20 protein-coding genes are annotated in these 21,693 nt (G+C 66.1%); 10 read left to right on the top strand and 10 right to left on the bottom strand.

Annotation, left to right across the window (positions count from 1 at the left end):
- Nucleotides 1–68: 68 nt before the first annotated feature.
- Both Q1W26_RS06895 and Q1W26_RS06890 read right to left on the bottom strand, forming a co-directional pair.
- Nucleotides 69–2,111: a TonB-dependent receptor plug domain-containing protein gene (locus Q1W26_RS06895; protein WP_300437636.1), complete on the bottom strand. Its 2,043-nt coding sequence runs from the start codon at nt 2,109–2,111 to the stop codon at nt 69–71.
- A gap of 180 nt (nt 2,112–2,291) precedes the next feature.
- Nucleotides 2,292–3,821 carry a DegQ family serine endoprotease gene (locus Q1W26_RS06890; RefSeq protein WP_300437633.1) on the bottom strand — a complete coding sequence of 510 codons (1,530 nt, stop codon included), beginning with the start codon at nt 3,819–3,821 and terminating at the stop codon, nt 2,292–2,294.
- Between the two features lie 200 nt (nt 3,822–4,021).
- On the opposite strand from Q1W26_RS06890, the gene Q1W26_RS06885 reads away from it, so the two are divergent.
- Nucleotides 4,022–4,942, top strand: coding sequence for a hydrogen peroxide-inducible genes activator (locus Q1W26_RS06885; RefSeq protein ID WP_300437630.1), 921 nt, complete (start codon nt 4,022–4,024; stop codon nt 4,940–4,942).
- Here the strand turns inward: Q1W26_RS06885 and Q1W26_RS06880 are convergent.
- Complete coding sequence (locus Q1W26_RS06880) at nt 4,929–5,579, bottom strand: 5-formyltetrahydrofolate cyclo-ligase (protein WP_300437627.1); 651 nt, start codon at nt 5,577–5,579, stop codon at nt 4,929–4,931. The two genes, Q1W26_RS06885 and Q1W26_RS06880, sit on opposite strands and share 14 nt — an antisense overlap.
- An 82-nt stretch (nt 5,580–5,661) precedes the next feature.
- Here Q1W26_RS06880 and Q1W26_RS06875 point away from each other — a divergent pair, with 82 nt between their 5' ends.
- From Q1W26_RS06875 to Q1W26_RS06860, 4 genes are all read left to right on the top strand, one after another.
- Nucleotides 5,662–7,587 (top strand): lytic transglycosylase domain-containing protein, encoded by a 1,926-nt coding sequence (locus tag Q1W26_RS06875; RefSeq protein WP_300437625.1) that lies wholly within the window; start codon nt 5,662–5,664, stop codon nt 7,585–7,587.
- 136 nt (nt 7,588–7,723) lie between these two features.
- Entirely contained in the window at nt 7,724–8,680 is a 957-nt protein-coding gene (locus Q1W26_RS06870; RefSeq protein ID WP_300437623.1) for a complex I NDUFA9 subunit family protein, read from the top strand.
- A gap of 2 nt (nt 8,681–8,682) precedes the next feature.
- Nucleotides 8,683–9,927, top strand: coding sequence for a multifunctional CCA addition/repair protein (locus Q1W26_RS06865; RefSeq protein ID WP_300437621.1), 1,245 nt, complete (start codon nt 8,683–8,685; stop codon nt 9,925–9,927).
- 66 nt (nt 9,928–9,993) lie between these two features.
- Nucleotides 9,994–12,030, top strand: a complete 2,037-nt coding sequence (locus Q1W26_RS06860; protein ID WP_300437618.1) for a transglycosylase domain-containing protein — start codon at nt 9,994–9,996, stop codon at nt 12,028–12,030.
- Here Q1W26_RS06860 and Q1W26_RS06855 read toward each other — a convergent pair.
- Nucleotides 12,010–12,207: a DUF2905 family protein gene (locus tag Q1W26_RS06855; RefSeq protein WP_300437615.1), complete on the bottom strand. Its 198-nt coding sequence runs from the start codon at nt 12,205–12,207 to the stop codon at nt 12,010–12,012. The genes Q1W26_RS06860 and Q1W26_RS06855 overlap by 21 nt on opposite strands.
- A gap of 260 nt (nt 12,208–12,467) precedes the next feature.
- On the opposite strand from Q1W26_RS06855, the gene Q1W26_RS06850 reads away from it, so the two are divergent.
- Together Q1W26_RS06850 and Q1W26_RS06845 are read left to right on the top strand one after the other, a co-directional pair.
- A complete protein-coding gene (locus Q1W26_RS06850; protein WP_300437612.1) occupies nt 12,468–13,271 on the top strand; it encodes an alpha/beta fold hydrolase in 804 nt (267 codons plus the stop codon).
- Between the two features lie 216 nt (nt 13,272–13,487).
- A complete protein-coding gene (locus tag Q1W26_RS06845; protein ID WP_300437609.1) occupies nt 13,488–13,694 on the top strand; it encodes a hypothetical protein in 207 nt (68 codons plus the stop codon).
- An 84-nt stretch (nt 13,695–13,778) separates the two neighbouring features.
- Here the strand turns inward: Q1W26_RS06845 and Q1W26_RS06840 are convergent, their stop codons facing one another.
- Nucleotides 13,779–14,939 (bottom strand): SAM-dependent methyltransferase, encoded by a 1,161-nt coding sequence (locus tag Q1W26_RS06840; protein WP_300437606.1) that lies wholly within the window; start codon nt 14,937–14,939, stop codon nt 13,779–13,781.
- Between the two features lie 201 nt (nt 14,940–15,140).
- On the opposite strand from Q1W26_RS06840, the gene Q1W26_RS06835 reads away from it, so the two are divergent.
- The 3 genes from Q1W26_RS06835 (at nt 15,141) to Q1W26_RS06825 (ending at nt 17,854) form a co-directional block, all read left to right on the top strand.
- On the top strand, nt 15,141–15,890 hold the full coding sequence (locus tag Q1W26_RS06835) for a pteridine reductase (RefSeq protein ID WP_300437603.1): 750 nt from the start codon (nt 15,141–15,143) through the stop codon (nt 15,888–15,890).
- Nucleotides 15,891–15,958: 68 nt separating this feature from the next.
- Entirely contained in the window at nt 15,959–16,894 is a 936-nt protein-coding gene (ttcA, locus tag Q1W26_RS06830; RefSeq protein WP_300437600.1) for a tRNA 2-thiocytidine(32) synthetase TtcA, read from the top strand.
- Between the two features lie 96 nt (nt 16,895–16,990).
- Nucleotides 16,991–17,854, top strand: a complete 864-nt coding sequence (locus Q1W26_RS06825) for an FHA domain-containing protein (RefSeq protein WP_300437598.1) — start codon at nt 16,991–16,993, stop codon at nt 17,852–17,854.
- Nucleotides 17,855–17,923: 69 nt separating this feature from the next.
- Here Q1W26_RS06825 and Q1W26_RS06820 read toward each other — a convergent pair whose 3' ends face one another.
- The 5 genes from Q1W26_RS06820 to Q1W26_RS06800 form a co-directional block, all read right to left on the bottom strand.
- The gene (locus Q1W26_RS06820; RefSeq protein WP_300437595.1) at nt 17,924–18,217 is read right to left on the bottom strand and encodes a PsiF family protein; all 294 of its coding nucleotides are present in this window, start codon (nt 18,215–18,217) and stop codon (nt 17,924–17,926) included.
- Between the two features lie 124 nt (nt 18,218–18,341).
- Nucleotides 18,342–19,277: an HPr(Ser) kinase/phosphatase gene (gene hprK, locus Q1W26_RS06815; RefSeq protein WP_300437592.1), complete on the bottom strand. Its 936-nt coding sequence runs from the start codon at nt 19,275–19,277 to the stop codon at nt 18,342–18,344.
- Nucleotides 19,246–19,731, bottom strand: a complete 486-nt coding sequence (ptsN, locus tag Q1W26_RS06810) for a PTS IIA-like nitrogen regulatory protein PtsN (protein ID WP_300437589.1) — start codon at nt 19,729–19,731, stop codon at nt 19,246–19,248. Before ptsN ends, hprK begins: the two co-directional genes overlap by 32 nt.
- 157 nt (nt 19,732–19,888) lie before the next feature.
- Nucleotides 19,889–20,212 (bottom strand): ribosome-associated translation inhibitor RaiA, encoded by a 324-nt coding sequence (gene raiA / locus Q1W26_RS06805; protein WP_300437586.1) that lies wholly within the window; start codon nt 20,210–20,212, stop codon nt 19,889–19,891.
- 16 nt (nt 20,213–20,228) lie between these two features.
- On the bottom strand, nt 20,229–21,686 hold the full coding sequence (locus Q1W26_RS06800; RefSeq protein ID WP_300437583.1) for an RNA polymerase factor sigma-54: 1,458 nt from the start codon (nt 21,684–21,686) through the stop codon (nt 20,229–20,231).
- Nucleotides 21,687–21,693: the final 7 nt, after the last annotated feature.

The raw sequence follows: 21,693 nt of genomic DNA, 5'->3' as shown, positions 1-21,693 counted from the left end.
AGGGGGCGTGGCTGGAATTCCAGTCACGCCCCCTCGTTTTTTCTTTCTCCGTTCAAGAGTGCTTTGCTCTAAAGCTCCACCGCCAGCGACAGCCAGCCCATGCTGGAGGCCGGGTTGACCGGCTTCGCCGGGTTGGCCTGCAGGCACTGCTCCGAGCGGTCGGCGATTTCCTGGTGGCTGCTGCCCAGGTTGATGCCGTTCAAGGCCACTTCGATCTTGCGGCCATCGAGCCGGAAGGCCCGGGCGATGCGCAGGTCGAGGCTGGTGTAGGGGCGCGCGCTGTAGTCGCAGCCGGGCACGTAGCCATAGCCGCCGGCCAGCGGGCCCATGCGCAGCACGCTGGCGGTGCTCGTCCAGCCGTGGCCGTAGTCCTGCAGCCAGGTGAGGCTGGCCGAATACGGGGCGGTGCGCTTGGCGACTTCCGGATCGTCGGTGCGCCGGTCGATGATCGTGTGGCTGAGCAGGAATTCGGTGCCGGCCCGCGGCTTGGTGCGGAACTGGTATTCGATGCCGCGCAGCACGACGGGCGAGGACAGGTTGATGAACTGGGATGTGGGCAGCGGCAGGCTCAGCGGGCCGATCGGGGACGGGACGATGTGGCGGATCACGAAATCGTTGATTCGCTCGTTGAAGATCCGCACGTCCAGGGTGCCGTCGATGGCCGGGAAGCGGCCCAGGTAGCCGATTTCGAAGGTGTCGACGCGGGGTGTGCGCAGATCCGGGTTTGCCACATAGGGCCACGCGATGGGCCGGTCGGTCTTTGGATTGCTGTTGGCACTGTAGGCGCGCACGTCGCCGTAAAGGTCGAACAGGTTGCGCTGCTGCCAGGCCCGCGCGTAGCCGGCACGGAAGGTGTCGGTGGGGCTGGCCTGCCAGTTGATGAAGGCCCGCGGGATGAATTGCGCCGCCACGCTGCCGTTCTTCTCGAGCAGGCCGCCGAGGTTGAGCGCCCAGTCGGGCGTGATGCGCCAGTCGAGGTTGGAAAAGGCCCGGTACAGGTTCATGGCCGGCGGGTTGCCGCCGGCGAACAGGAAGGGCGCGGTGGTCTGGTCGCGCCGGCTCTCCAGGCCCCACACCAGCCGGGCCTGCGGATTTAGGGCGAAGCGGTGCTGCAATTCGACGTTGGTCCGGTCGGCCGATCGATTGCGGTTCAGGGGAACGTCGGTGTAGCCGAGTCCGGCTGCCAGCCAGCGGTCGATGCCGGATTCGTGGTTGCGATAGAGGCTGACCAGCCACTCCTCGTCGTCGGCAACCGTGCGGCGCCAGGTGAGGTGAATGGTGCTGCCCTCGGTGCCCGTGGCGCGCTCGGCATTGTTGCCGAAGGTCGAGTCCGGGTAGCCCTGGTCGCGCTCGGTATGGTTGTAGCCCGCGCGAACGGTGAGTTCGTCACGGGCGTTGATGCGGTAATCGCTGCGCAGGCTGAGGGTCTGGCTGTGGCGCGAGTCGCGCACGCCGGTGAATCCGTTGTCGCGGGTCTGGGCGGCAGAGAGGCGTACGCCGAGTCCGTCGCTGCCACCGGTCCAGCTGGCGTGGGTGTCGGTGATGCCATGATTGCCGACATTGATCTGGCCCGAGGCGCCCCGGTCCTGGTGGCTGTGGCGGGTGATGATGTTGATCACGCCAAGAAACGCGTTGGCCCCGTAGGCGTTGGAGTTGGTGCCGCGGACAACCTCGATGCGCTCGATTTCCTGGATCGTGAGGGGCAGGGCTGACCAATCGACGCCGCCAAAGCTGCTTGGGGCATACACCGAGCGCCCGTCGATCAACACCTGGATTTCGGTCGGATAGTCGCTGCCGAGGCCGTGGTAGGTGACCCACTGGCTGTGTCCGCGTTCCTGGCCGACCTGCATGCCGGGAACCAGCCGGAGCAGGCGGGCCACGTCCCGGTAGCCGGTGGCGCGGATGAACTCGCGGTCGAGGATGGTGACGGAGCCCGGTGCTTCGTTGAGCGCCTGGGGCAGGCGCGAGGCCGACAGGACGGTTGGCAGCTCTTCGAAAAACGGCAGTTCTGCGCCCGCCCCGCGCAGGGAGTCTGCGGCAAGGGCAAGCTGCAGCGGCAGCACACCCGCGAGGGTGGCAAGCAGGGTCCGTCGGAGCGGCAGCAAGGGCATCGGGTGACTTTTGTTATAAGCGGAACCGGAGGGCTCCCTGAGACCAGCTTCCCCCGTTTTTTTCCGATTATATCCAGCCCATCCGGGATGGTCTGCGTAATCTTGCCGCTTGCAGTGTGACTTGTTGCGCCCTGGGTGCACAAAGCCTGCAGGGCATGGCGCCTACAGGCTTTGTGGTTTTCAGGAGATCCGGACCGGCATGAAGATGCGGTTTCCGCCGCGCTGGACAAGCAGTGCGAAGCGGTTTCCGGCGGCATCGAGCAGCTTGCGGAATTGCTCGATACCGGTGATCGGCTGGTTGTTGATGCCGACGATCACGTCGCCCGCCTGCAAGCCGGCCTTGGCGGCCGGGCCGCTGGCGGCTTCCACCACCACGCCGCCCGGCACGCCGAGGCGCGCGGTTTCCTGGGCCGTCAGGGCGCGACCGGCGAGGCCCAGCTTGCTGCTGGCGCCGTCGTTCTTCTTCTCGGCACCGGCTGCCGCGGCGACTTTCTCGCCAAGCTGTTCGCCGAGCGTGACGCTCAGCTCGCGGGCTTTGCGGTCGCGCCAGATCGACAGGCGGACCACGGAGCCGGGCTTCTGGTCGCCGATGATGCGCGGCAGGTCGGCGGAGTTGTCCACCTTCTGGCCATTGACGCCGAGCACCACGTCACCGGGCTGCAGGCCGGCCTTTTCGGCGGGTGAGCCGCTTTCCACGTTGGCGACGAGGGCCCCGTTGGGCTTGTCGAGGCCGAAGTTCTGGGCCAGGTCCGCATCGAGGCCCTGGATCGAGACGCCAAGCCGGCCGCGGGAAACCTTGCCGTATTTCTGCAGCTGGTCCTTCACCTTCATCGCCACGTCGATGGGAATCGCAAACGAGATGCCCATGAAGCCGCCCGAGCGGGAGTAGATCTGCGAGTTGATGCCGATCACCTCGCCGGCCAGGTTGAACAGCGGCCCGCCCGAGTTGCCGGGGTTGATGGCCACGTCGGTCTGGATGAAGGGCACGTAGTTCTCGTCGGGCAGGCGGCGCGCCTTGGCGCTGATGATGCCGGCGGTGACCGTGTTCTCGAAGCCGAAGGGCGAGCCCATCGCGATGACCCATTCGCCCACCTTGGTGCGCTCGGCGTCGCCGGTCCTGACGAAGGGCAGGCCGGAGGCGTCGATCTTCAGGAGGGCCACGTCGGTGCGCTTGTCCACGCCCACCACCCGGGCCTTGAAGTCGCGCTTGTCGGTGAGCTTGACGGTGACCTCGGTGGCGCCATCGACCACGTGGGCGTTGGTCAGGACAAAGCCGTCTGCGCTGACGATGAAGCCGGAGCCGACGCCCTGCTGGATCTGCTCCGGCATGCGCCCGCCGCCGTTGCCGCCATTGCCGGGCATGCCCGGAACCGGCACCCCGAAGCGGCGCAGGAAATCGTAGAACGGGTCGCCGGCGAAGGGGTCGTCGCCGCTCGTTGCGCCATTGCCGCGGGCCAGCTTCTGGGTGACGCTGATATTCACCACCGCCGGGCCAACCTGCTCGACCAGTGCGGAAAAGTCCGGCAGGCCGTAGCGCCCGGACTGGGCGAGCGGCGCCACCGGGGGCGTCAGGGCCGGTGCAGTGGCTTGCGTCGGCGCGCCGTTGGCGGCGTGGGACGGAGAAATCGCGCCGCCCTCCTGCAGGCAGCCGGCGAGCGCAAGGGCGATGGCCGAAACGGCCAGGGTGGATCGAACCACGGCAGGCTTCATGAAGTGCTCCTGTATTTTCACGGGCAAGTGGACGCCAGCTGCGGCGCCGTGTTCCCTGTTTGAACAAACGATTACAAATGTGGGGGCGCTTCCGGCCAGGACAAGCCGCAGATGCGCAGCCCGCCGACGGCAAGAAAATGCCCTCTCGGCTGCCAGCGTTGTATAGTTATTCACTATCGCTACTGCAGCCGGGGTGACTCATGACGCTTACCGATCTTCGCTATCTCGTTGCGCTTGCCCGCGAGCGTCATTTTGGCCACGCGGCGGAACGCTGCAATGTCAGCCAGCCGACGCTCTCGGTCGCCATCAAGAAGCTCGAGGAGGAGCTGGCGGTCACGCTGTTCGAACGCAGCGCGGCCGACGTCAAGATCACCGACATCGGCGCCCGCATTGTTTCCCAGGCCGAAAAGGTGCTGCTCGAAGCCGGCCAGATCAAGGAGCTCGCCACCGCCGGCCGCGACCCGCTGTCGGGCCCGCTCAAGCTCGGCGTGATCTACACCATCGGGCCCTACCTGCTGCCGCACCTGATCCCGCGGGTGCATGCCGCGGCGCCGTCGATGCCGCTGCTGATCCAGGAAAACTACACCGCCCGCCTGGCCGAATCGCTCAAGCGCGGCGACCTCGACGTGATCGTCATCGCGCTGCCCTTCGAGGAGCCCGGCATCGTCACCCAGGCGGTATACGACGAGCCCTTCCGTGTGCTGCTGCCCGCTGGCCATCCGTGGGAGCAGGACGAGGCGATTCCCGCCAGCCGCCTGGCCGACGCGCCGCTGCTCCTGCTGGGGGCCGGCAACTGTTTTCGCGATCAGGTGCTGGAAGTCTGCCCCATGTGCCGCCCCGGCGAGGGCCTGCAGCGCACGCTGGAAGGCAGCTCGCTGGAAACCATCCGCCACATGGTGGCCACCGGCGCCGGCATCACCGTGCTGCCCAGCGCCGCGGCGGCGCCGATGTCGGGCAGCAACTCGCTGCTTGCCGTGCGGCCCTTCGAGGCGCCTGAACCCTTCCGTCGCATCGCGCTCGCCTGGCGCGTCACCTATCCGCGGAGCGGCGCCATCGACGTGATCCGCTCGGCGATTCTCGCCAGCCCGCTGCAGGGCGTGAAACCCATCAATCCCCGCTGAGGGTGCCGGCGGCCTGCGCGGCCTTGTGCGCGCCGGCCTCGGTGACGATCCAGCGCATCGGATGGTCGTGGGGCTGGGGCCAGGTGGTGTCTGCCCGGGCCAGCTCGAAAGCGACCCCGACGGTGAGTGGCGCCGGATCGAGCGCAGCCAGCGTGCGGTCGAAATAGCCGCCACCGTAGCCCAGCCGAAAACCCGCCGCGTCGAAGACATTGAGCGGAACGAGGATGAGATCCGGTTCGAGCGCTTCGGCGCCGGTCGGTACCGGAATCCCGTGGTGGTCGGTTTCCATCGCCACGCCGGGTTGCCAGCGCAGGAACTCCATCGGCTGCCCCGGCTTGCGCACGATCGGCAGCGCCGCCCGACGCGCCGGATCGGCGGCCAGCCAGCGGTGCGCCCAGGGCACCAGGTCCACCTCGCCGCGCCACGGCCAGCAGAAGGCAATCCGGGCTGGCGAGAGCTGGTCCAGGAGCGCGTCGAGATGGGTTTCGATGCGCGCCGTCAGGGCCTGGCGCAAGGCTTCCGGCAGGGCCTCGCGGGCGGCGATGCGGGCATTGCGGAGTTTTTTTCGCGCTGCAGCAATATCGGCCTCCGATTTGGCTCGGGCGGGGGCTTCAGGAAAGGGGAAGGACGAGGTCACTGTGCTATTCTCCGGCGGCATTTTGGCGGGACGTAGAGCAATGAAGAATAGCGCGTGGGCCGTTCTGGCGGCAGTGTTGTGGATGGCCATGCCCGCCGGCGGTGACCCCGGCGACGAGCGGATCCTGCTGGCAAAGGACGCAGCGCGAACGGGCGACCGCCACAGGCTCGCCCTGAATGCGCCGCCCACCGGCCACGTCCTCGATCCCTATCCCGAATACTGGGCCTTGTCCAACCAGATCGCCCGTGCCGGCGATGTGGATTTCGAGCGCATCCGCGATTTTTTGCAGCGCAACGCCGGCAGCTGGGCGGCCGAGAAACTGCGCTCCGAATGGCTGCGCAGCCTGGGCAAGCGCGGCGAGTTCGGCCCGCTGCTGGCCGAATACTCCAAGCTCGAGCAGCCCGAGCAGGACATCAAGTGTTACCACTACCAGGCGCGCCTCTACAGCGGCGATCCGGCCCTGCTTGAAGAAATCCGCCCGCTCTGGTTCTCGCTGGTCGACACGCCGGCAAGCTGTATCCCGGTGCTGCAGGCGCTGGTCAGCGAGGGGCTGATCAGCCCCGATGAAACCTGGGGGCGCGTGCGCCGCCTGATGGAAGCCAAGCGCAATGCGGGCGCCCGCGCCGTGGCCAACTGGCTGCCGGCGGATCAGCAGCCGGCCGCGTCTGACCTCGACAAGGCCGCGGCCAACCCGTCCACCTGGCTGGACCGCATGCCCGCCAACTTTGCGGCCAGCCGCCAGGGCCGCGAACTGGCCCTGGTTGCCCTGGCCCGCCTGGCCCGCGACGACCCGCAGGGCGCCTACGCCCGTTACCTTGGCCTCAACGAACGCCTGACCACCCCGGATCGCGGCTACGCCCTTGGCCAGATTGCGTGGCAGGCCGCCACCAAGCTGATGCCCGATGCCAACGCCTGGTTCAGGGCCGCCGGCGATACGCCCATGTCCGAAGAACAGGCCGCCTGGCGCGTGCGCGCGGCGCTGCGCGCCGGCGACTGGAAAACCGTCAAGGCAGCGGTCGAAGCCATGCCTGCCGAGCTGCGCAACCAGCCCGACTGGACCTACTGGCTCGGCCGTGCCGAGGCCGCCCTGGGCAACCGCGAGGTTTCGCGCAAGGCCTTTGAGCGCATCGCCGGCCACCCCACTTTCTACAGCATCCTGGCTGACGAGGAGCTTGGCCGCACTTTCACGCTGCCCAAGAAAGCCCGCGCCATCAGCTCCGACGAATTCGAGCAGACCCGCCAGGCGCCCGGCATCCAGCGCGCCCTGGCGCTGTTTCGCCTCGACATGCGCACCGAAGCCGCCCGCGAGTGGAACTGGACGATGCGCAACCGGGACGACCGCTTCCTCATCGCCGCCGCCCAGCTTGCCCAGCAGCTCGGGGTCTATGATCGGGCCATCAACGCCGCCGACCGCACCCGCAGCGAGCACGACTACAGCCTGCGCTATCTGGCGCCCTACCGCGACCGCATCGAACCCAATGCCCGCCAGCGCGATCTCGACACCGGCTGGGTGTACGGCCTGATGCGCCAGGAAAGCCGCTTCGTCACCGCTGCCCGCTCCGGCGTGGGGGCTCAGGGGCTGATGCAGATCATGCCCGCTACCGGCCAGTGGGTGGCCGGCAAGCTCGGCATGAAGGGCTACAACGTGGGCTGGCTGCAGGATCCGGACACCAACGTCATGCTCGGCACCACCTACATGCGCATGGTGCTCGAAGGCCTCGACAACCATCCGGTCCTGGCCTCGGCCGCCTACAACGCCGGCCCCGGCCGGGCCAAGCGCTGGAAGGACGTGAAGCCCCTCGAGGGCGCGATCTACGCCGAAAGCATTCCCTTCGGTGAAACCCGCGACTACGTGAAAAAGGTGATGGCCAACTCCATCGTCTATGCCGCGCTGCTCGACGGCCGGGCGCCCTCGCTGAAGGCGCGCCTGGGCACCATCTCCGCCAGCGACGGCAGCACCGCCGGACTGGGCAGCCCCGCTCCGGGCGCCGGGCTGGGCGACGAATGATTTTCCGGGGCGCGATCTGTTCGCCCCCCGGCAGCGCGGTATCTGCGGATTTCTTCGCAACAGCCGGGCCGGGCGGGAATTCCCGGTGGCCGCGACGATCAATACGTCATAGCTCGTACCCCACCGGAGATTCGCCATGACATCACCCCGCAAAATCCTCATCGTCGGCGGCAGCGGTTTCGTCGGCACGGCCATTGCCGGCCGGCTGGCCCGTGACGGCGTCACACTTGTCGTGCCGACCCGTCGCCGCGATCGCGTGCGCCACCTTTTGCCACTGCCCACCGTCGAACTGGTCGAGGCCGACGTCTTCGACCCGGCCACGCTGGATCGCCTGATGACGGGCGTCGACGCCGTCGTCAGCCTTGTCGGTGTGCTGCATTCCCGTTCCGGATCACCCTACGGCCCGGATTTCGCCCGGGCCCACGTCGAACTGCCGACCCGCCTCGTCGCCGCTGCGCGCAAGGCCGGTGTGCGTCGCATCGTGCATGTGAGCGCCCTGGGCGCCGATGCCGCCGGGCCATCCGAATACCAGCGCTCCAAGGCCGCCGGTGAGGTCGCGATCCGAGCCGCGTCGCCCGACGTCGAATGGACGATCCTGCGCCCCTCGGTGATCTTCGGGCCGGGCGACAGCTTCCTCAATCTCTTCGCCGAGCTGCTCAAGCGCTTCCCCGTCATGCCGCTGGGCGGCGCCCGGGCGCGCTTTCAGCCGGTTTACGTGGCTGACGTGGCGGACATCGTCGCCGAAGCCCTGACCCGCGGCGATGCCGCCGGCCAGGTTTTCGAGGTGGCCGGCCCGCAGGTCTACACGCTTAAACAGCTGGTCGAATACGTTGGCGACGTCACCGGCCACCGGCGCCCGGTGGTGCCCCTGCCCGAAGGCCTGGCCATGCTCCAGGCCGGCTTGCTCGAATGCCTGCCCGGCCCGCTGATGAGCCGCGACAACGTGCGCTCGATGCGCGCCGACAATGTTGCCAGCGGCGCACCTCAGCCCTGGGGCCGCGAACCGACGTCCCTCGAAACCATTGCGCCGGGCTACCTGGGCTCGGCCAACAAGCGCGCCCGTTTTGCCGCGTGGCAACTGCGTCGAGAGTAAAGATGAAGATTTACTGCGTTGGCGGTGCAATCCGCGACGAACTCCTTGGCCTGCCGGTCAAGGATCACGACTGGGTGGTGGTGGGCGCCACCCCGGAAATGCTGCTGGCCCAGGGCTACAAGCCGGTCGGCAAGGATTTTCCGGTCTTCCTCCACCCGCGCACCCACGAGGAATACGCGCTGGCCCGCACCGAGCGCAAGACGGCGCCGGGCTACGCTGGCTTCGTTTTTCACACCGATCCGGCCGTGACACTCGAAGAAGATCTGGCGCGCCGCGACCTCACCATCAACGCCATCGCCCGCGGCGCCGATGGCACGCTGGCCGACCCCTACGGCGGACAGCGCGATCTGGCCGAACGGGTTTTTCGCCATGTGAGCCCGGCCTTTGCCGAAGATCCGGTGCGCATTTTGCGTCTGGCACGCTTTGCAGCGCGCTTTGCCGATTTTTCGGTGGCACCGGAAACCCTCGCGCTGATGCGCGGCATGGTGGCGGCCGGCGAGGTGGATGCGCTGGTGGCCGAGCGGGTGTGGCAGGAAATCGCCCGTGGCCTGATGGAAGCCCGGCCGTCCCGCATGATCGAGGTGCTGCGCGACTGCGGCGCGCTGGCCCGCCTGCTGCCCGAAGTCGATCGCCTGTTTGGTGTGCCCCAGCCGCCCGAATACCACCCGGAAGTCGACTGCGGCGCGCACCTGCTGCTGGTGCTCGACCAGGCCGCGGCCACGGGCCAGCCGCTGGCGGTGCGCTTCGCCTGTTTGCTCCACGATCTTGGCAAGGGCACAACGTCGCCCGACATGCTGCCCCACCATTACGGCCATGAGGCCGCCAGCGAGGCGCTGGCCCGCGAGGTGTGCGAGCGCCTCAAGTGCCCGGCCGACTGTCGCGACCTGGCCCTGATGATGGCCCGCGAGCACGGCATCGTGCATCAGGCGCTGGTGCTGCGTGCGGCGACCGCGGTCAAGCTGGTCGAGCGTTGCGACGGTCTGCGCCGCCCGGAACGCTTCGCCGCGCTGCTCGATGCCTGCGCCTGCGATTTTCACGGGCGTGAAGGCTACGCCGGGCGCGCCTACCCCCAGCGCGAACGCCTGCTCGCCGTGCTGGCGGCGGTGCGCGGCGTGGATGCCGGCGCGATCGCCCGGCGTCTCGAGGACAAATCACGGATTCCCGCCGAAGTGCATGCCGCCCGTGTCGCGGCAGTCAAAACCCTTGGCCTGGCCGCCGACACCGACGACACGATTTGTGACACTTAGCTTGCCGGCGCGCGCCAGAAATCCCGCATCCGGCCCACCGGGAGGCGGCTTACAATGCCGCCAGCCATGCCAGCGATCCGCCAGCTCCCTTACTTTTTTCCGCTGATCCGGCGGTTCGCCGCGCTTGTGCTTGTTGCCGGCGCAGCCTCCACGGCCCACGCCACCCAGCCGATTCCGGCCTTCGCCGAGGTCAAGGCCGGGGCGAAGCCCTCGGTGGCCGTTCTGCTCGCCCGCGACGGCACGCCGCTGGCCGAGCGGCGCATCGACACGCGCGTGCGCCGCCTCGAATGGGTGGGGCTGTCCAGCCTCTCGCCATCCCTCAAGGAGGCCCTGCTGGCGGCCGAGGACAAGCGCTTCTTCGAACATTCCGGGGTGGACTGGCGGGCCTTCGCCGGCTCGCTGTGGCACAACCTCTGGTACGACCGGAAGCGGGGGGCCTCCACCCTGTCGATGCAACTGGCGGGACTTCTCGACCCGGAGCTGGCCCTCGGCTATGCCGGCATGCCGCGCCGCTCCATCGGCCAGAAATGGGATCAGGCCCTCGCCGCCCAGGCCCTGGAAGCCCGCTGGACCAAGGAACAGATCCTCGAGGCCTACCTCAATCTGGCGCCCTTTCGCGGCGACCTGCAGGGCGTGCATGCCGCATCCCGGGCCTTCTTCGGCAAGCCGCCAACCGAAATCGGCAGGCCGGAGGCGCTGGTTCTTGCGGTGCTGCTGCGCGGCCCCAACGCCCGGGCCGACACGGTGGCGCGCCGCGCCTGCGTGCTGGCCGAGCGTATCGGTGCCCCGTCGGCCTGCGGGCCGGCCCAGCGTCTCGCCGACACCAGCCTTGATCGCCAGCAGCTCGGCTCACGCTGGGATCTCGCCCCCCACACCGCCCGTCATCTGCTGCAACACGCCGGCGAACGCCTTGTCACCACCTTCGACGCGGATGCCCAGCGACTTGTGCTGCAGGTGGTGCGCCGGCTCGGCAGCGGCGAGGCCGCTGCGGTGGTCGTCGATAACGCCAGCGGCGACGTGCTCGCCTATGTGGGGGCGCCGGAAGCCGCCTTGCCGGACCAGGCTGTCCTGCTGCGCAGCGCCGGCAACCTGCTGCTGCCCTTTGCCTACGGCGTGGCGTTGGAGCGCCGCCAGCTGACGGCAGCCAGCCTGCTCGAAGAATCGCTGGCCAATCACGCGCCGACCCAGCCGGACGATCGCATGTGGGTGAGCGTCCGGCGGGCGCTGACCGAGAGCCTCACCGAACCGGCCCAGACCGTGTTGCGGATGGCCGGCGAGCAACTGCCCGAACGCCTGCGCCAGGCCGAAGTGGACATGGCCCGTGGTGGCGGGGCTGACGTGGGCCTGGTGCAACTCGCCGGCCTCTATCGCAGCCTCGCCAGCGGCGGCCAGTGGCTGGCGCCGCGCCTTGTCGCAGGGCCGGAGCGCACGCCCCGCCGCGTGCTGCGGGCCGAGGCCGGCTTCATTGTCGGCGACATGCTGGCCGAGCCCGATGCCGACGGCAATCCGCAGGCGTTTGCCTTTCGCCAGTACGTACCCGACGGGCGCGAAGCGCTGATGATCGGCTTCTCCGAGCGTTTCAGCATTGCGCTGTGGGCTGCGGGCAACCGCGGCATGCCGGCCCAGGCCGGCGCTGCCTGGCACGAGATCCTGCGCGGCCTGCACCGCAGCCAGCCCCCGGTCAGGCCGGCGCCGCCGCCGGGGGTGGTGTCCAGCCTCGTGGTCTTCGAGCCGCCTGTCGAAAGCGCACGCCGCGAGTGGTTCATCCGCGGCACCGAGCTTGAGCGGGTGATGGTGCCGCGCAGCCTCCCGCGCATCGCCTATCCCGCCGGCGGCACGATCGTTGACGGGATGCCCCTGGCCGACGACAGCAATTTCCGGATCCATTTCGAAGCGCTGCGCACCGCGCCCGGCGCCTGGTGGCGGCTCAATGGCGAGCGCATCGGCAACGGCGGAAACTCCAGCTCGGCCAGCCGGACGGCATGGCGTCCGGTGGCTGGCCGTCATGTGCTCGATCTGATGTCGGCCGAGGGGCAGGTTCTCGACAGCGTGACCTTCGCGGTGCGCGCGCCGGTCGACGACTCACAGCCAGCGGATCACTAGCCCCACCAGCAAGGACAGCAGCAGGGTGCTGGTCAGCGGAATGTGGATATGCCGCCCGAAAACATCGAAATGCAGGTCGCCGGGCAGATGCCCGAGCCGCCAGCGCCGCAGCGACAGGCTCGATCCCAGCCCTGAAACCAGCGCCAGCACCACGATCGCCAGCAACCACTTGAGCATCCGTCTTCACCTGCTATTGTCTGAAAAAAGGGATTTAACCCTATTTCGGCATGCCGTGAAGTTCAGGGTGTCGGGCACCCCGGTATCGGGCTTGTCGGTGGTCGATCTCAGGTAGCGCTGGAGGCTCGCGTGTTTTAGCTTTCTTCCTTCGTCTGCCTGCTGTAAGTTCTGCGCCTACAACAAAACAATTATCAAGAACAGCCCATGATCCTCCGCTCAGTTCCTGTGCGCAGCTCTGCCTCCCTCCGCGGAGTCTGCGCATGAACAATTCCCGTTTCGGTGACCTGGAAGTCCTCTGCCATACGCCGGCTGGCGTTGCCCACGAAACCCCGCTGCTATTCATTCACGGTGCTTATACCGGCGCCTGGTGCTGGGATGAGTGCTTCATGCCGTGGTTTGCCGAGCAGGGCTATTCCTGCTATGCCCTGTCCCTTTCCGGCCATGGTCGCAGCCGCGGGCGAGCCTACCTCGACAGCTTCTCGATTTCCGATTACGTGGATGATGTGGCGGAAGTGGTCGCCAAGCTGCCCACCGCGCCGGTGCTGATCGGCCATTCGATGGGCGGCATGGTGGTGCAGAAGTACCTTGAGCGGCATTCGGCCCCCGGCGTCGTGCTGATGTCGTCGGTGCCGCCGCAAGGCCTGCTCGGTTCGGCTTTCGGTCTGGCCTTCGCCAAGCCCCATCTGCTCGGCGACCTGAACCGCATCATGGGTGGCGGCCGGCCGCAGATGGAAACCCTGCGTGACGCGATGTTCCACGAAACCATGGAAATCGAGCGCCTGCAGCGTTATTACCACCTGTGCCAGCCCGAGTCGCACCGGGCCATCTGGGACATGTCGCTGTTCGATCTGCCCTCCATCTCGCGCATCCATCGTCCGCCCCTGCTGGTGCTGGGCGCCGAGCACGACGTACTGATTCCGCCCGACCAGGTGCAGATGACGGCCCGCCGTTACGATGTCGAGGCCATGATCCTGCCCGAACTCGGTCACGGCATGATGCTCGAGACGGACTGGCGCATTGCCGCCGATCCGATCCTGAGCTGGCTTCAAAGTGAAGGCTTGTAAAACCCGCTCCAAAACCGGGTGCCCGTGAACTTCGTCATTGCGAGCAGCGGGATGGTGGTCCATTGTTGAATCATGCGACTGGCCGCGGGCAACAATGGAAAGGGATCTTTCCGAGCCTTCAGCCGGGATTCCTTCAACCTTTGGGGGCCGCAGCCGTTAAGAACAACAAGGGGTTGGTTTCCTTGCCCCGGAACGGAGGCCGAAATGGTGATCTGCATGAGCATGGAAAGCGGCGAACGGAGTTACCTCGAGCCGGAAAACGATGTCGTCCCGGCATACGATGACGAAGTCCTGAACGCCAACCTGTTGCCACCGGAGCTGGCCTTGGGCCTGCAGGAAATCCCGCTGGCGAGCCACGGACAGCATCCGGTGCCCACGGATGTGGATGCCTTCCTGAGCGCGGTCTATCGCTTCCAGGAGTAAATTTCCGCAAACAGGTTTCCTGAATGGCGCAAAAAAGCTTGCCGGAGTGATCCGGCAAGCTTTTTTATTTCAGCCGCCCGGGTTTTACAGCGCGTGCAGCCGGTCGCCGCGCAGGAAGCCGATCAGCGGCTGCTCGATGCCACGGCCCATCGCGATGACCTTGAAGAGTTCACCCATCTCATGGGGGCCGGTGAGACGTTGCACGGCCTTCGCCGCACGGATGTAGTCGACACTGTCTTCCGGTGCCCGGCGAGCCAGGCAGGCCAGCACGCCACAGTTGAACAGCAGGTTGGCCTGGTCGGTGTAGCCGAGGATGTCCAGCCCGGCTGCGAAGCCGGCTTCGGCGGCGGCGGTGAAGTCGACGAAGGCGGTGATGTCGTTCAGCCCCGGCCACAGGAAGGGGTCGCCGTGAGCATGGTGGCGGAAATAGCACAGCAGCGTGCCGGTGCTGCGGCTGTCGAGGTAATACTCGGCGCGCGGATAACCGTAATCGACCAGCAGCATGGCGCCCTTTTCAAGGCGCTCGGCCCATTCGGCGATCCACGCGCGGCCGGCGAGGTTGAGTTCGCTCACGTATTCGCCTTCGCTGGGCAGCGGGCGATCCAGCGCTGCGGCGGCGTCGGCCACCTTGCCGCTCACCGGGCGGTCGGCCCACACGAACTGCCCTTCGTCGCCCAAGGCCACGCCCCGTTCGAAGATGCCTTCCGGCCGCCAGGCGATGAGGTGAACCGGCATGACGTCGAGCACCTCGTTGGCCACAAGGGCGCCCGAAAAGTGCTCGGGCAGGCCTTCCAGCCAGCTCACGCGGGATGCCAGGTGGGGCACTTTGCTGGCGATGGTGTCGAACTGGCGCTCGCGCAGATCCCCCGAGACTTCGAGGATGGCGTAGCTCTCGGGCAGCGAACCGCGCAGTTCGAGTTCGAGCAGCAGGTCGGCAGCCAGCAGGCCGGTGCCGGCGCCGGCCTCGATGATGTGCGGTGCTGAGAGGTCCATGATCTGCTGCACCTGGGAGGCGATCGCCTGGCCGAACAGGGGCGTGAGTTCCGGTGCGGTGATGAAGTCGCCGCCGGGGCCGAACTTGCGGGCGCCGCCGCTGTAGTAGCCCAGGCCGGGGGTGTACAGCGCTTCGGCCATGTAGGTGGCGAACGAAATCCAGCCGCCCTGGCCTTCGATCACGCGGCGCAGATGGGCGACGAGGTGCCCGCTCTGTTCAAGGGCTTCGGGGGAGGGCTGGGGCAGGTTCATGGTGGCCACGGACGAATAAAAGCGGCCATTTTACCTGCCTGCCGCGTTACGTCGGGAGTGATGCGCCAGGGGGCATGTCTTTGGAATAATCCGGAAGCCGTGAAGGTGGGGGCGGGCAGAGGCAAGGGCTTCAAAACATGGGCGAATTACCTGTCGGCACCGTATGATTACGCCCTCCATATTCAGAAGCCCCAGGCCCTCATGAATCAACAGGCAATGGCGCCCGTGGTCCTCGTGACTGGCGGCGCCAAGCGCGTCGGCGCCGAAATCGCCCGTCAGCTGCATGCCGCCGGTGCGCGGCTTGCGCTGCATTGCCGTCATTCGCGGGACGATGCGGATCGACTCGCCGCTGATTTCAATGCGCTTCGCCCCGACTCGGCGCTGGTGTTGCAGGCCGACCTGCTCGATGGTGACAGCCTGCCGGCGCTGGTGGAGGCCGTGGTCGGGCATTTCGGCCGGCTTGACGGGCTGGTGAACAACGCCTCCAGCTTCTTCCCCACGGCCATCGGCCAGATCGGCGAAGCCGCCTGGGTGGATCTTATCGGCTCCAATCTCAAGGCGCCGCTGTTCCTCTCTCAGGCCGCAGCGCCGTGGCTGCAGGAGAGCGGCGGCGCAATCGTCAATATCATCGACATCCACGCCGAGCGTCCGCTCAAGGGCTATCCCCTCTATTGCGCGGCGAAGGCCGGTTTGCTTGGCCTGACCCGCGCGCTGGCGCTGGAGCTGGCGCCGCGGGTGCGGGTGAATGGGGTTGCGCCGGGGCCGATCGAGTGGCCCGACGATGGTCAGCTGGCTCCGGCCGAGAGGGATGCCATCGTGGCCCACACCCTGCTCGGCCGGGTCGGAACGCCGTCGGATATCGCTCGCACGGTGCGTTTTTTGCTGTTTGATGCGCCCTACATCACAGGCCAGATCATTCCTGTTGATGGCGGGCGTAGCGCCCATTTATAACGTATTTAACATTTTATGTCGGTCCGATGGATTTTCGGGCGGCTTATAATCATTGGACATCTGGTGAAATGGAAGACGTAGTGGTATCTCCCGCGCCCCTGGCGACCGACCTCCCCGAAACGGAGTCCCGTTTCTCGAATACCTTTCTGCGCCTCAAGAAGCAGCTGATGCGCAAAACGGGCGAGGCTATTGTGGATTACGGCATGATCGTCGAAGGCGACGTGGTGATGGTCTGCGTCTCCGGCGGCAAGGATTCGTTCACGCTGCTGTCGATGCTGCTGGCCCTGCGCGAAAGGGCGCCCATCGACTTCCGCATCGTGGCGATGAACCTCGACCAGAAGCAGCCGGGCTTCCCCGACCATATCCTGCCGGCCTACTTCGAGTCGATCGGGGTCGAATACAAGATCGTCACCGAAAACACCTACAAGATCGTCAAGGACAAGATCCCCGAGGGCAAGACCACCTGTTCGCTGTGCTCGCGCCTGCGCCGGGGCATCATCTACCGCACTGCGAAAGAGCTTGGCGCCACCAAGATCGCCCTTGGCCACCATCGCGACGACATGATCGAAACCCTTTTCCTGAACATGTTCTTCGGCGGCAAGATGAAATCCATGCCGCCCAAGCTGGTCAGCGACGACGGTCAGAACGTGGTGATCCGTCCCCTCGCCTACTGCGCCGAGAAGGACATCGAACGCTTTGCCCGCGGCATGGAATATCCGATCATCCCGTGCAATCTGTGTGGCAGCCAGGAAAATGCCCAGCGCAAGCAGATCAAGGCCATGCTGCGCGACTGGGACAGCCGTTTCCCGGGCCGTATCGTGTCCATCTCGACGGCGCTCAAAAATGTCGTGCCATCCCATCTTGCCGATGGCAATCTGTTCGACTTCCTCAATGTTTCGAGTGCGATGAAAGTGGAAGAGGGAGACATTGTTTTCGATGCGCCCGACCTGCCGGTTTCGCATGAAAACGCCTCAGCCATCCCGATCGGGATCTGGAGAACCTAGCATCCATGGATCCATCCCCCAGCCTTTCCCGAAAGCCTGCAGCGCATTCCGCGTGGGTGTCGTGCCTGCATTCGGGGTGCACCGGAGTCCGCGACAATGACTGAGCGTGCTTCCACCCGCTGCCTGCTGTTTGCGGATGTCGCCGGTGGCGTGCGGCTCGCAGTCAAGCTGGGCGAGGCCGAGGCGGGGTATGCCGTCGAGCGCTGCCTGAACCGCATGTCGCGCTGCGCCGAGGCCTATTCGGCCAGCGGGCTCGAGCTGCGTTCGGATGTGCTCGTGGCGCATTTTCCGGATGCGGACTCAGCCCTCCTGGCGGCCCGCGAAATGCGCGAGCGGGTGAGGGCGTTGCCACCGATGAGCGGCATCAAGCTGGTCCTGCGTGCCGGTGTGGTGCCCGACCCGGAAGGCGAGGACATGGAGGAGGATCCCGAGAAGCTGGCGGCGCGCCTGGTCGAAAGTCACAACCCCGATACGATCGCCGTCTCCGAAAACCTGAGTCCGCTCCTGTCGCCATCCATGCGTCGTTTGCTCGGCCGGCTGGATGAGTCAAGCAGTGCGGTGCCGTTCCCGGTGCTCGAACTGGGCGAAGCGCCACCGCCGACGCCCGCCGAATTGCGCCTGGACGCGCTGCAGGCACAAAAGCAGCTGCGGGTGAGTTTTCGCGGCCAGATCTGGCTGATCGATGCGGCGCATCCAACCCTGCTTTTCGGGCGTGAAACCGGCAACGATATCGTCGTCTCCGATCCTCGCGTGTCGAGGCAGCATGCCCGTATCGAACTGCGCGCCGGGCTGTTCTACCTCGCGGATTCGAGCACCAACGGCACCTATCTGCTGGAGGAAGGCTCTGCCGAGCATTGCGTCAAGCGGGAAGAGTTCGCGCTCTCGGAGAAAGGGCACATCGGCTGCGGCTTCTCGGTGGCCGACAACATGCTGGACGCGGTGGCTTTTGCCATCGATTGATCGAATCCGGATCTGCAAATGAAAAAGAGCCCCGCGGGGCTCTTTTCAATTTCTGCGGAGTGGAAGGGCTCAGCCTCCCTTCAGGCACTCGCTCATGAACTTCTTGCGATCGTCGCCCTTCAGCGCCTTTTCACCGGCGTCCTTGTTACAGGACTTCATCTTCTCCTGCTGGGTCGTGCCCTTGGCGGCCGGCTTGGCGGACAGGCACTCCTTCATGAAGGCCTTGCGCTCGTCGCCCTTTTTGTCGGTGGCAGACGCGTTGCATTCCTTCATCTTGTTCTGCTGGGTCGTGGCCGCAAAGGCCGCGGGTGCCAGGCTGGCGGCAAATACGGAAACGGCGATGCTCAGGATCAGTTTTTTCATCGGGCCACTCTCCTCGGATAGGCGATTTTTCGGAACTGCGACAGCATCATAAACGGTGCACGAGTCGATCCGTTGACGGCCGGGCTGCCTGGACGGCGTCCGGGGACACATTTTTACGGGATTTCTAGCCGCCGCCTTCTTCCATCGCACGCTGCTGGCGGTCGACGAAATCCTGGGTCGAGTCGATTCCGCGTAGCAGCAGGATTGTCGAACGAACCGCGGCTTCGAGCAGCACGGCTAGGTTGCGCCCTGCCGCCACTGGCAGCACCACGCGCCGCAGGGACACGCCGAGGATCGACTGCTGCTCACCCTCCAGCGTCAGGCGGAGGGGGTCTTCCTGGCCCGGCTGACGGCGCTGAAGGTGCACGACGAGCTTGAGCTTCATCTTCCGGCGGCAGGCCGTTTCGCCAAAGATGGTGCGGATGTTGAGGATGCCCAGGCCGCGCACCTCGATAACGTCCTGGAGCAGCGCCGGGCAGCGTCCTTCGAGGACGGTCGGGGCGATCCGGGAGAATTCGACGATGTCGTCGGCCACCAGCCCGTGGCCGCGGGAGATGAGTTCCAGAGCGAGCTCCGACTTGCCGGCACCCGAGTCGCCGGTGATGAACACGCCAAGGCCCAGCACGTCCATCAGCACGCCGTGCAGCGCGACCCGTTCTGCCAGCTTGCGCGACAGGTAGCTGCGCAGCAGGTCGATGACGTTGGCGGCCGGCAAAGGGCTCGCAAACAGGGCCACGTCTTCGTTGGCGCACAGGGTGCGCACCATGCTCGGGATGTCCTCGTCGTCGGCGATGATGATGGCCGGCGGGCCGTAGGACAGGATGTCGCGGATGTGGTGGATGACCTTCTCGCGAGTTTGGCGGCGTGCCCAGGCGAGTTCCGACGAGCCGAGGATCTGCAGGCGGTCGGGGTGGATCAGGTTGAGGTGGCCGACCATGTCGGCGGGCCAGATGCGGTCTTCGGAGACCGAAATGCGGGTCTCGAGGCTGCCGCAGATATGCCGCAGCCTCAGGCGTTCGAGGTTGTCGTCAAACAGCCGCGCTACTGTTGTCTGGCGCATCGCTGCCCCACTGGGCGAAAAGGGCATGGGCCGCCAAGGCGTCGGGCGCGTTCAGGAGCTGCTCGCGAAAAGCGCGGTCGCTGAACATCTGGGCGAGTTCGGAGAGCAGTTGCAGGTGGTGTTCGTTGGCTTGTTCGGGAACCAGCAGCACGAACAGCATCGAGACCGGCTTGCCGTCGGGCGCGTCGAAGGGAACGGGTTCTGCCAGGCGGATGAAGGCGCCGAGGGCGTCCTTGAGGGTCTTGATGCGCCCGTGGGGGATGGCGATGCCTTGGCCAAGGCCGGTGGAGCCGAGCTTTTCGCGCGCAAACAGGCTGTCGAAGACCGTGCTGCGGGCGATGCCGTGATTGTTCTCGAACAGCAGGCCGGCTTGCTCGAAAGCGCGCTTCTTGCTGCTCGCCTCGAGTCCAACGACCACATTGGCCGTGGGTAATAATTTGGCGATGAGGTTCATGCGTGGACTCTCCTGCGCGCTGTGGGGGCGGGACAGGTTTCCGGTGAGGGGCAATGCGGGAAGATCCGGAGGCAGATGCCGCCGGGGCCGTTGTGTCAGTTGGGGCGCATTATAGCCACAACGGTCCCGGGGAAAACGGTATTACTTGTGCCGTCGATCAGGATTCGGCGAGGTGCTGCTTGAGCGAGTCATGGCCGTGATCGGAGGTCTTGTCCTTGTACTTCAGAACCTGACGGTCAAGCTTGTCGGTCAGTGCGTCGATGGCGGCGTACAGGTCGGCGTCTTCGCTTTCGACGTGGATATCCTTGCCGCGCACGTGCACGGTGACCTCAGCCTTCTGGCGCAGCTTTTCCACCGAGAGGATCACGCCAACGCTGGTGACGTTGTCGAAATGGCGGATCACGCGATCGAGCTTGGAGGAAATGTATTCGCGGATCGCCGGCGTAACTTCGACGTGATGTCCCGTGATGTTGAGGTTCATGATTCTTGCCTTTCTGTCAGATGGATTTGCGCAGACTGACCGGCGGGATATCGAGGGACTCGCGGTACTTTGCGATCGTCCGTCGAGCGACAACGATACCCTGCTGGCCCAACAACTCGGCAATCCTCGCGTCGGACAAGGGTTTTTTCTTGTCTTCGGCGGCGACCAACTGGCGAATCAGCGCCCGAATCGCCGTTGAGGAAGCCGCCCCACCACTGTCGGTGGCGACGTGACTGCCGAAAAAATGTTTGAATTCGAAAATGCCTCGTGGCGTGGCCATGTACTTTTGGGTGGTCACACGCGAGACGGTGGATTCGTGTAGTTCCAGCTGCTCGGCGATTTCCCGCAGGGTAAGCGGGCGCATTGCCACATCGCCATAATCGAAGAACTGGCGCTGGCGGTCAACGATCGCTTGCGAAACCCGCTGAATGGTGTCGAATCGCTGCTGTACATTCTTGATCAGCCAGCGTGCCTCCTGGAGGTGGCTGGAGAGAGATCCGCTGGCGCCGCGGTTGTCACGCAGGATCTGGGCGTAGAGCTGGTTGATGCGCAGACGCGGCATCGCGTCGGGGTTCAGGTTGACCACCCAGGTGTTGCGGACCTTGCGCACCACCACGTCGGGCACCACGTAGCGGACGTCGGACTGGGAGAAGCGGGCGCCGGGTTTGGGGTCCAGGCCGAGGATCAAGGCGTGGGCCTCGCGCAGTTCGTCGTCGTTGCAGCGCAGGGCGCGCTTGAGCTTGAGGAAATCACGCGCAGCCAGGAGTTCCAGGTGTTCTGCCACGAGGGCGAGGGCCAGCTCGCGCTCCCGGCTGGGGGGCAGGGGGCGCAGTTGCAGGGCTAGGCATTCGCTGACGGTGGTGGCGCCGATGCCGGATGGGTCGAGGCTCTGGATCTGACGCAGGGCGATGGTGAGATCGTCCAGGTCGACTTCCAATTCGGGCGGCAGCAGGGGAAGCAGCTCTTCGAGGGTCTGACTGAGATAGCCGTCGTCATCGAGGGCTTCGATCATGAAGCGGACCAGGGCCCGGTCGCGATCGCTGAGGGGCGTGAGGGCGATCTGGCTGTCCAGATGGTCGCGCAGTGAGGGAACGGAGGCCTGGAGCTCCTGGAAGTCGGAGTCGTCATCGTCGTCGCGCTGGCCGCTGCCTGAGCCCTGCCAGTCGCCGCCTTCGCTGCCGAGGTCGAAATCGCGGTCGGGTTCGCGCTCACGCTCGGATTCCCGTGCCTGCTCCTGCTCACGCTCATGGGCGGCCTCGCTGCCCGCCTGCGCCACGGGGCCGGGAGCCTCGATGCGGCTGGAGCCGAGTTCTGCCTCGGGTTCGTCCCGTTCGATCATCGGATTCTCGAGCAGGACTTTTTCGATTTCCTGGTTGAGTTCGAGGGTCGACAGCTGGAGCAGCTTGATGGACTGCTGCAACTGCGGGGTGAGCGCGAGGTGCTGGGAGAGTTTGAGCTGGAGGCTGGGCTTCATGAGTCTG

It is taken from the genome of Zoogloea sp., assembly GCF_030157465.1.
Classification (GTDB): Bacteria; Pseudomonadota; Gammaproteobacteria; order Burkholderiales; family Rhodocyclaceae; genus Zoogloea.
Note: the sequence above shows the minus strand (reverse complement) of the source record. Positions and strands in the feature narration are given on the sequence as shown.

Coding starts and splice junctions, on each gene's coding strand:
- Q1W26_RS06800 (WP_300437583.1), bottom strand. CDS start 21,686: ATGAAGCCCAGCCTCCAGCTCAAACTCTCCCAGCACCTCGCGCTCACC.
- Q1W26_RS06870 (WP_300437623.1), top strand. CDS start 7,724: ATGACATCACCCCGCAAAATCCTCATCGTCGGCGGCAGCGGTTTCGTC.
- Q1W26_RS06855 (WP_300437615.1), bottom strand. CDS start 12,207: ATGCTCAAGTGGTTGCTGGCGATCGTGGTGCTGGCGCTGGTTTCAGGG.
- ttcA (WP_300437600.1), top strand. CDS start 15,959: ATGGAAGACGTAGTGGTATCTCCCGCGCCCCTGGCGACCGACCTCCCC.
- raiA (WP_300437586.1), bottom strand. CDS start 20,212: ATGAACCTCAACATCACGGGACATCACGTCGAAGTTACGCCGGCGATC.
- Q1W26_RS06825 (WP_300437598.1), top strand. CDS start 16,991: ATGACTGAGCGTGCTTCCACCCGCTGCCTGCTGTTTGCGGATGTCGCC.
- Q1W26_RS06845 (WP_300437609.1), top strand. CDS start 13,488: ATGAGCATGGAAAGCGGCGAACGGAGTTACCTCGAGCCGGAAAACGAT.
- Q1W26_RS06895 (WP_300437636.1), bottom strand. CDS start 2,111: ATGCCCTTGCTGCCGCTCCGACGGACCCTGCTTGCCACCCTCGCGGGT.
- Q1W26_RS06875 (WP_300437625.1), top strand. CDS start 5,662: ATGGCCATGCCCGCCGGCGGTGACCCCGGCGACGAGCGGATCCTGCTG.
- Q1W26_RS06835 (WP_300437603.1), top strand. CDS start 15,141: ATGAATCAACAGGCAATGGCGCCCGTGGTCCTCGTGACTGGCGGCGCC.
- ptsN (WP_300437589.1), bottom strand. CDS start 19,731: ATGAACCTCATCGCCAAATTATTACCCACGGCCAATGTGGTCGTTGGA.
- Q1W26_RS06860 (WP_300437618.1), top strand. CDS start 9,994: ATGCCAGCGATCCGCCAGCTCCCTTACTTTTTTCCGCTGATCCGGCGG.
- Q1W26_RS06865 (WP_300437621.1), top strand. CDS start 8,683: ATGAAGATTTACTGCGTTGGCGGTGCAATCCGCGACGAACTCCTTGGC.
- Q1W26_RS06850 (WP_300437612.1), top strand. CDS start 12,468: ATGAACAATTCCCGTTTCGGTGACCTGGAAGTCCTCTGCCATACGCCG.
- Q1W26_RS06840 (WP_300437606.1), bottom strand. CDS start 14,939: ATGAACCTGCCCCAGCCCTCCCCCGAAGCCCTTGAACAGAGCGGGCAC.
- Q1W26_RS06820 (WP_300437595.1), bottom strand. CDS start 18,217: ATGAAAAAACTGATCCTGAGCATCGCCGTTTCCGTATTTGCCGCCAGC.
- Q1W26_RS06890 (WP_300437633.1), bottom strand. CDS start 3,821: ATGAAGCCTGCCGTGGTTCGATCCACCCTGGCCGTTTCGGCCATCGCC.
- Q1W26_RS06885 (WP_300437630.1), top strand. CDS start 4,022: ATGACGCTTACCGATCTTCGCTATCTCGTTGCGCTTGCCCGCGAGCGT.
- hprK (WP_300437592.1), bottom strand. CDS start 19,277: ATGCGCCAGACAACAGTAGCGCGGCTGTTTGACGACAACCTCGAACGC.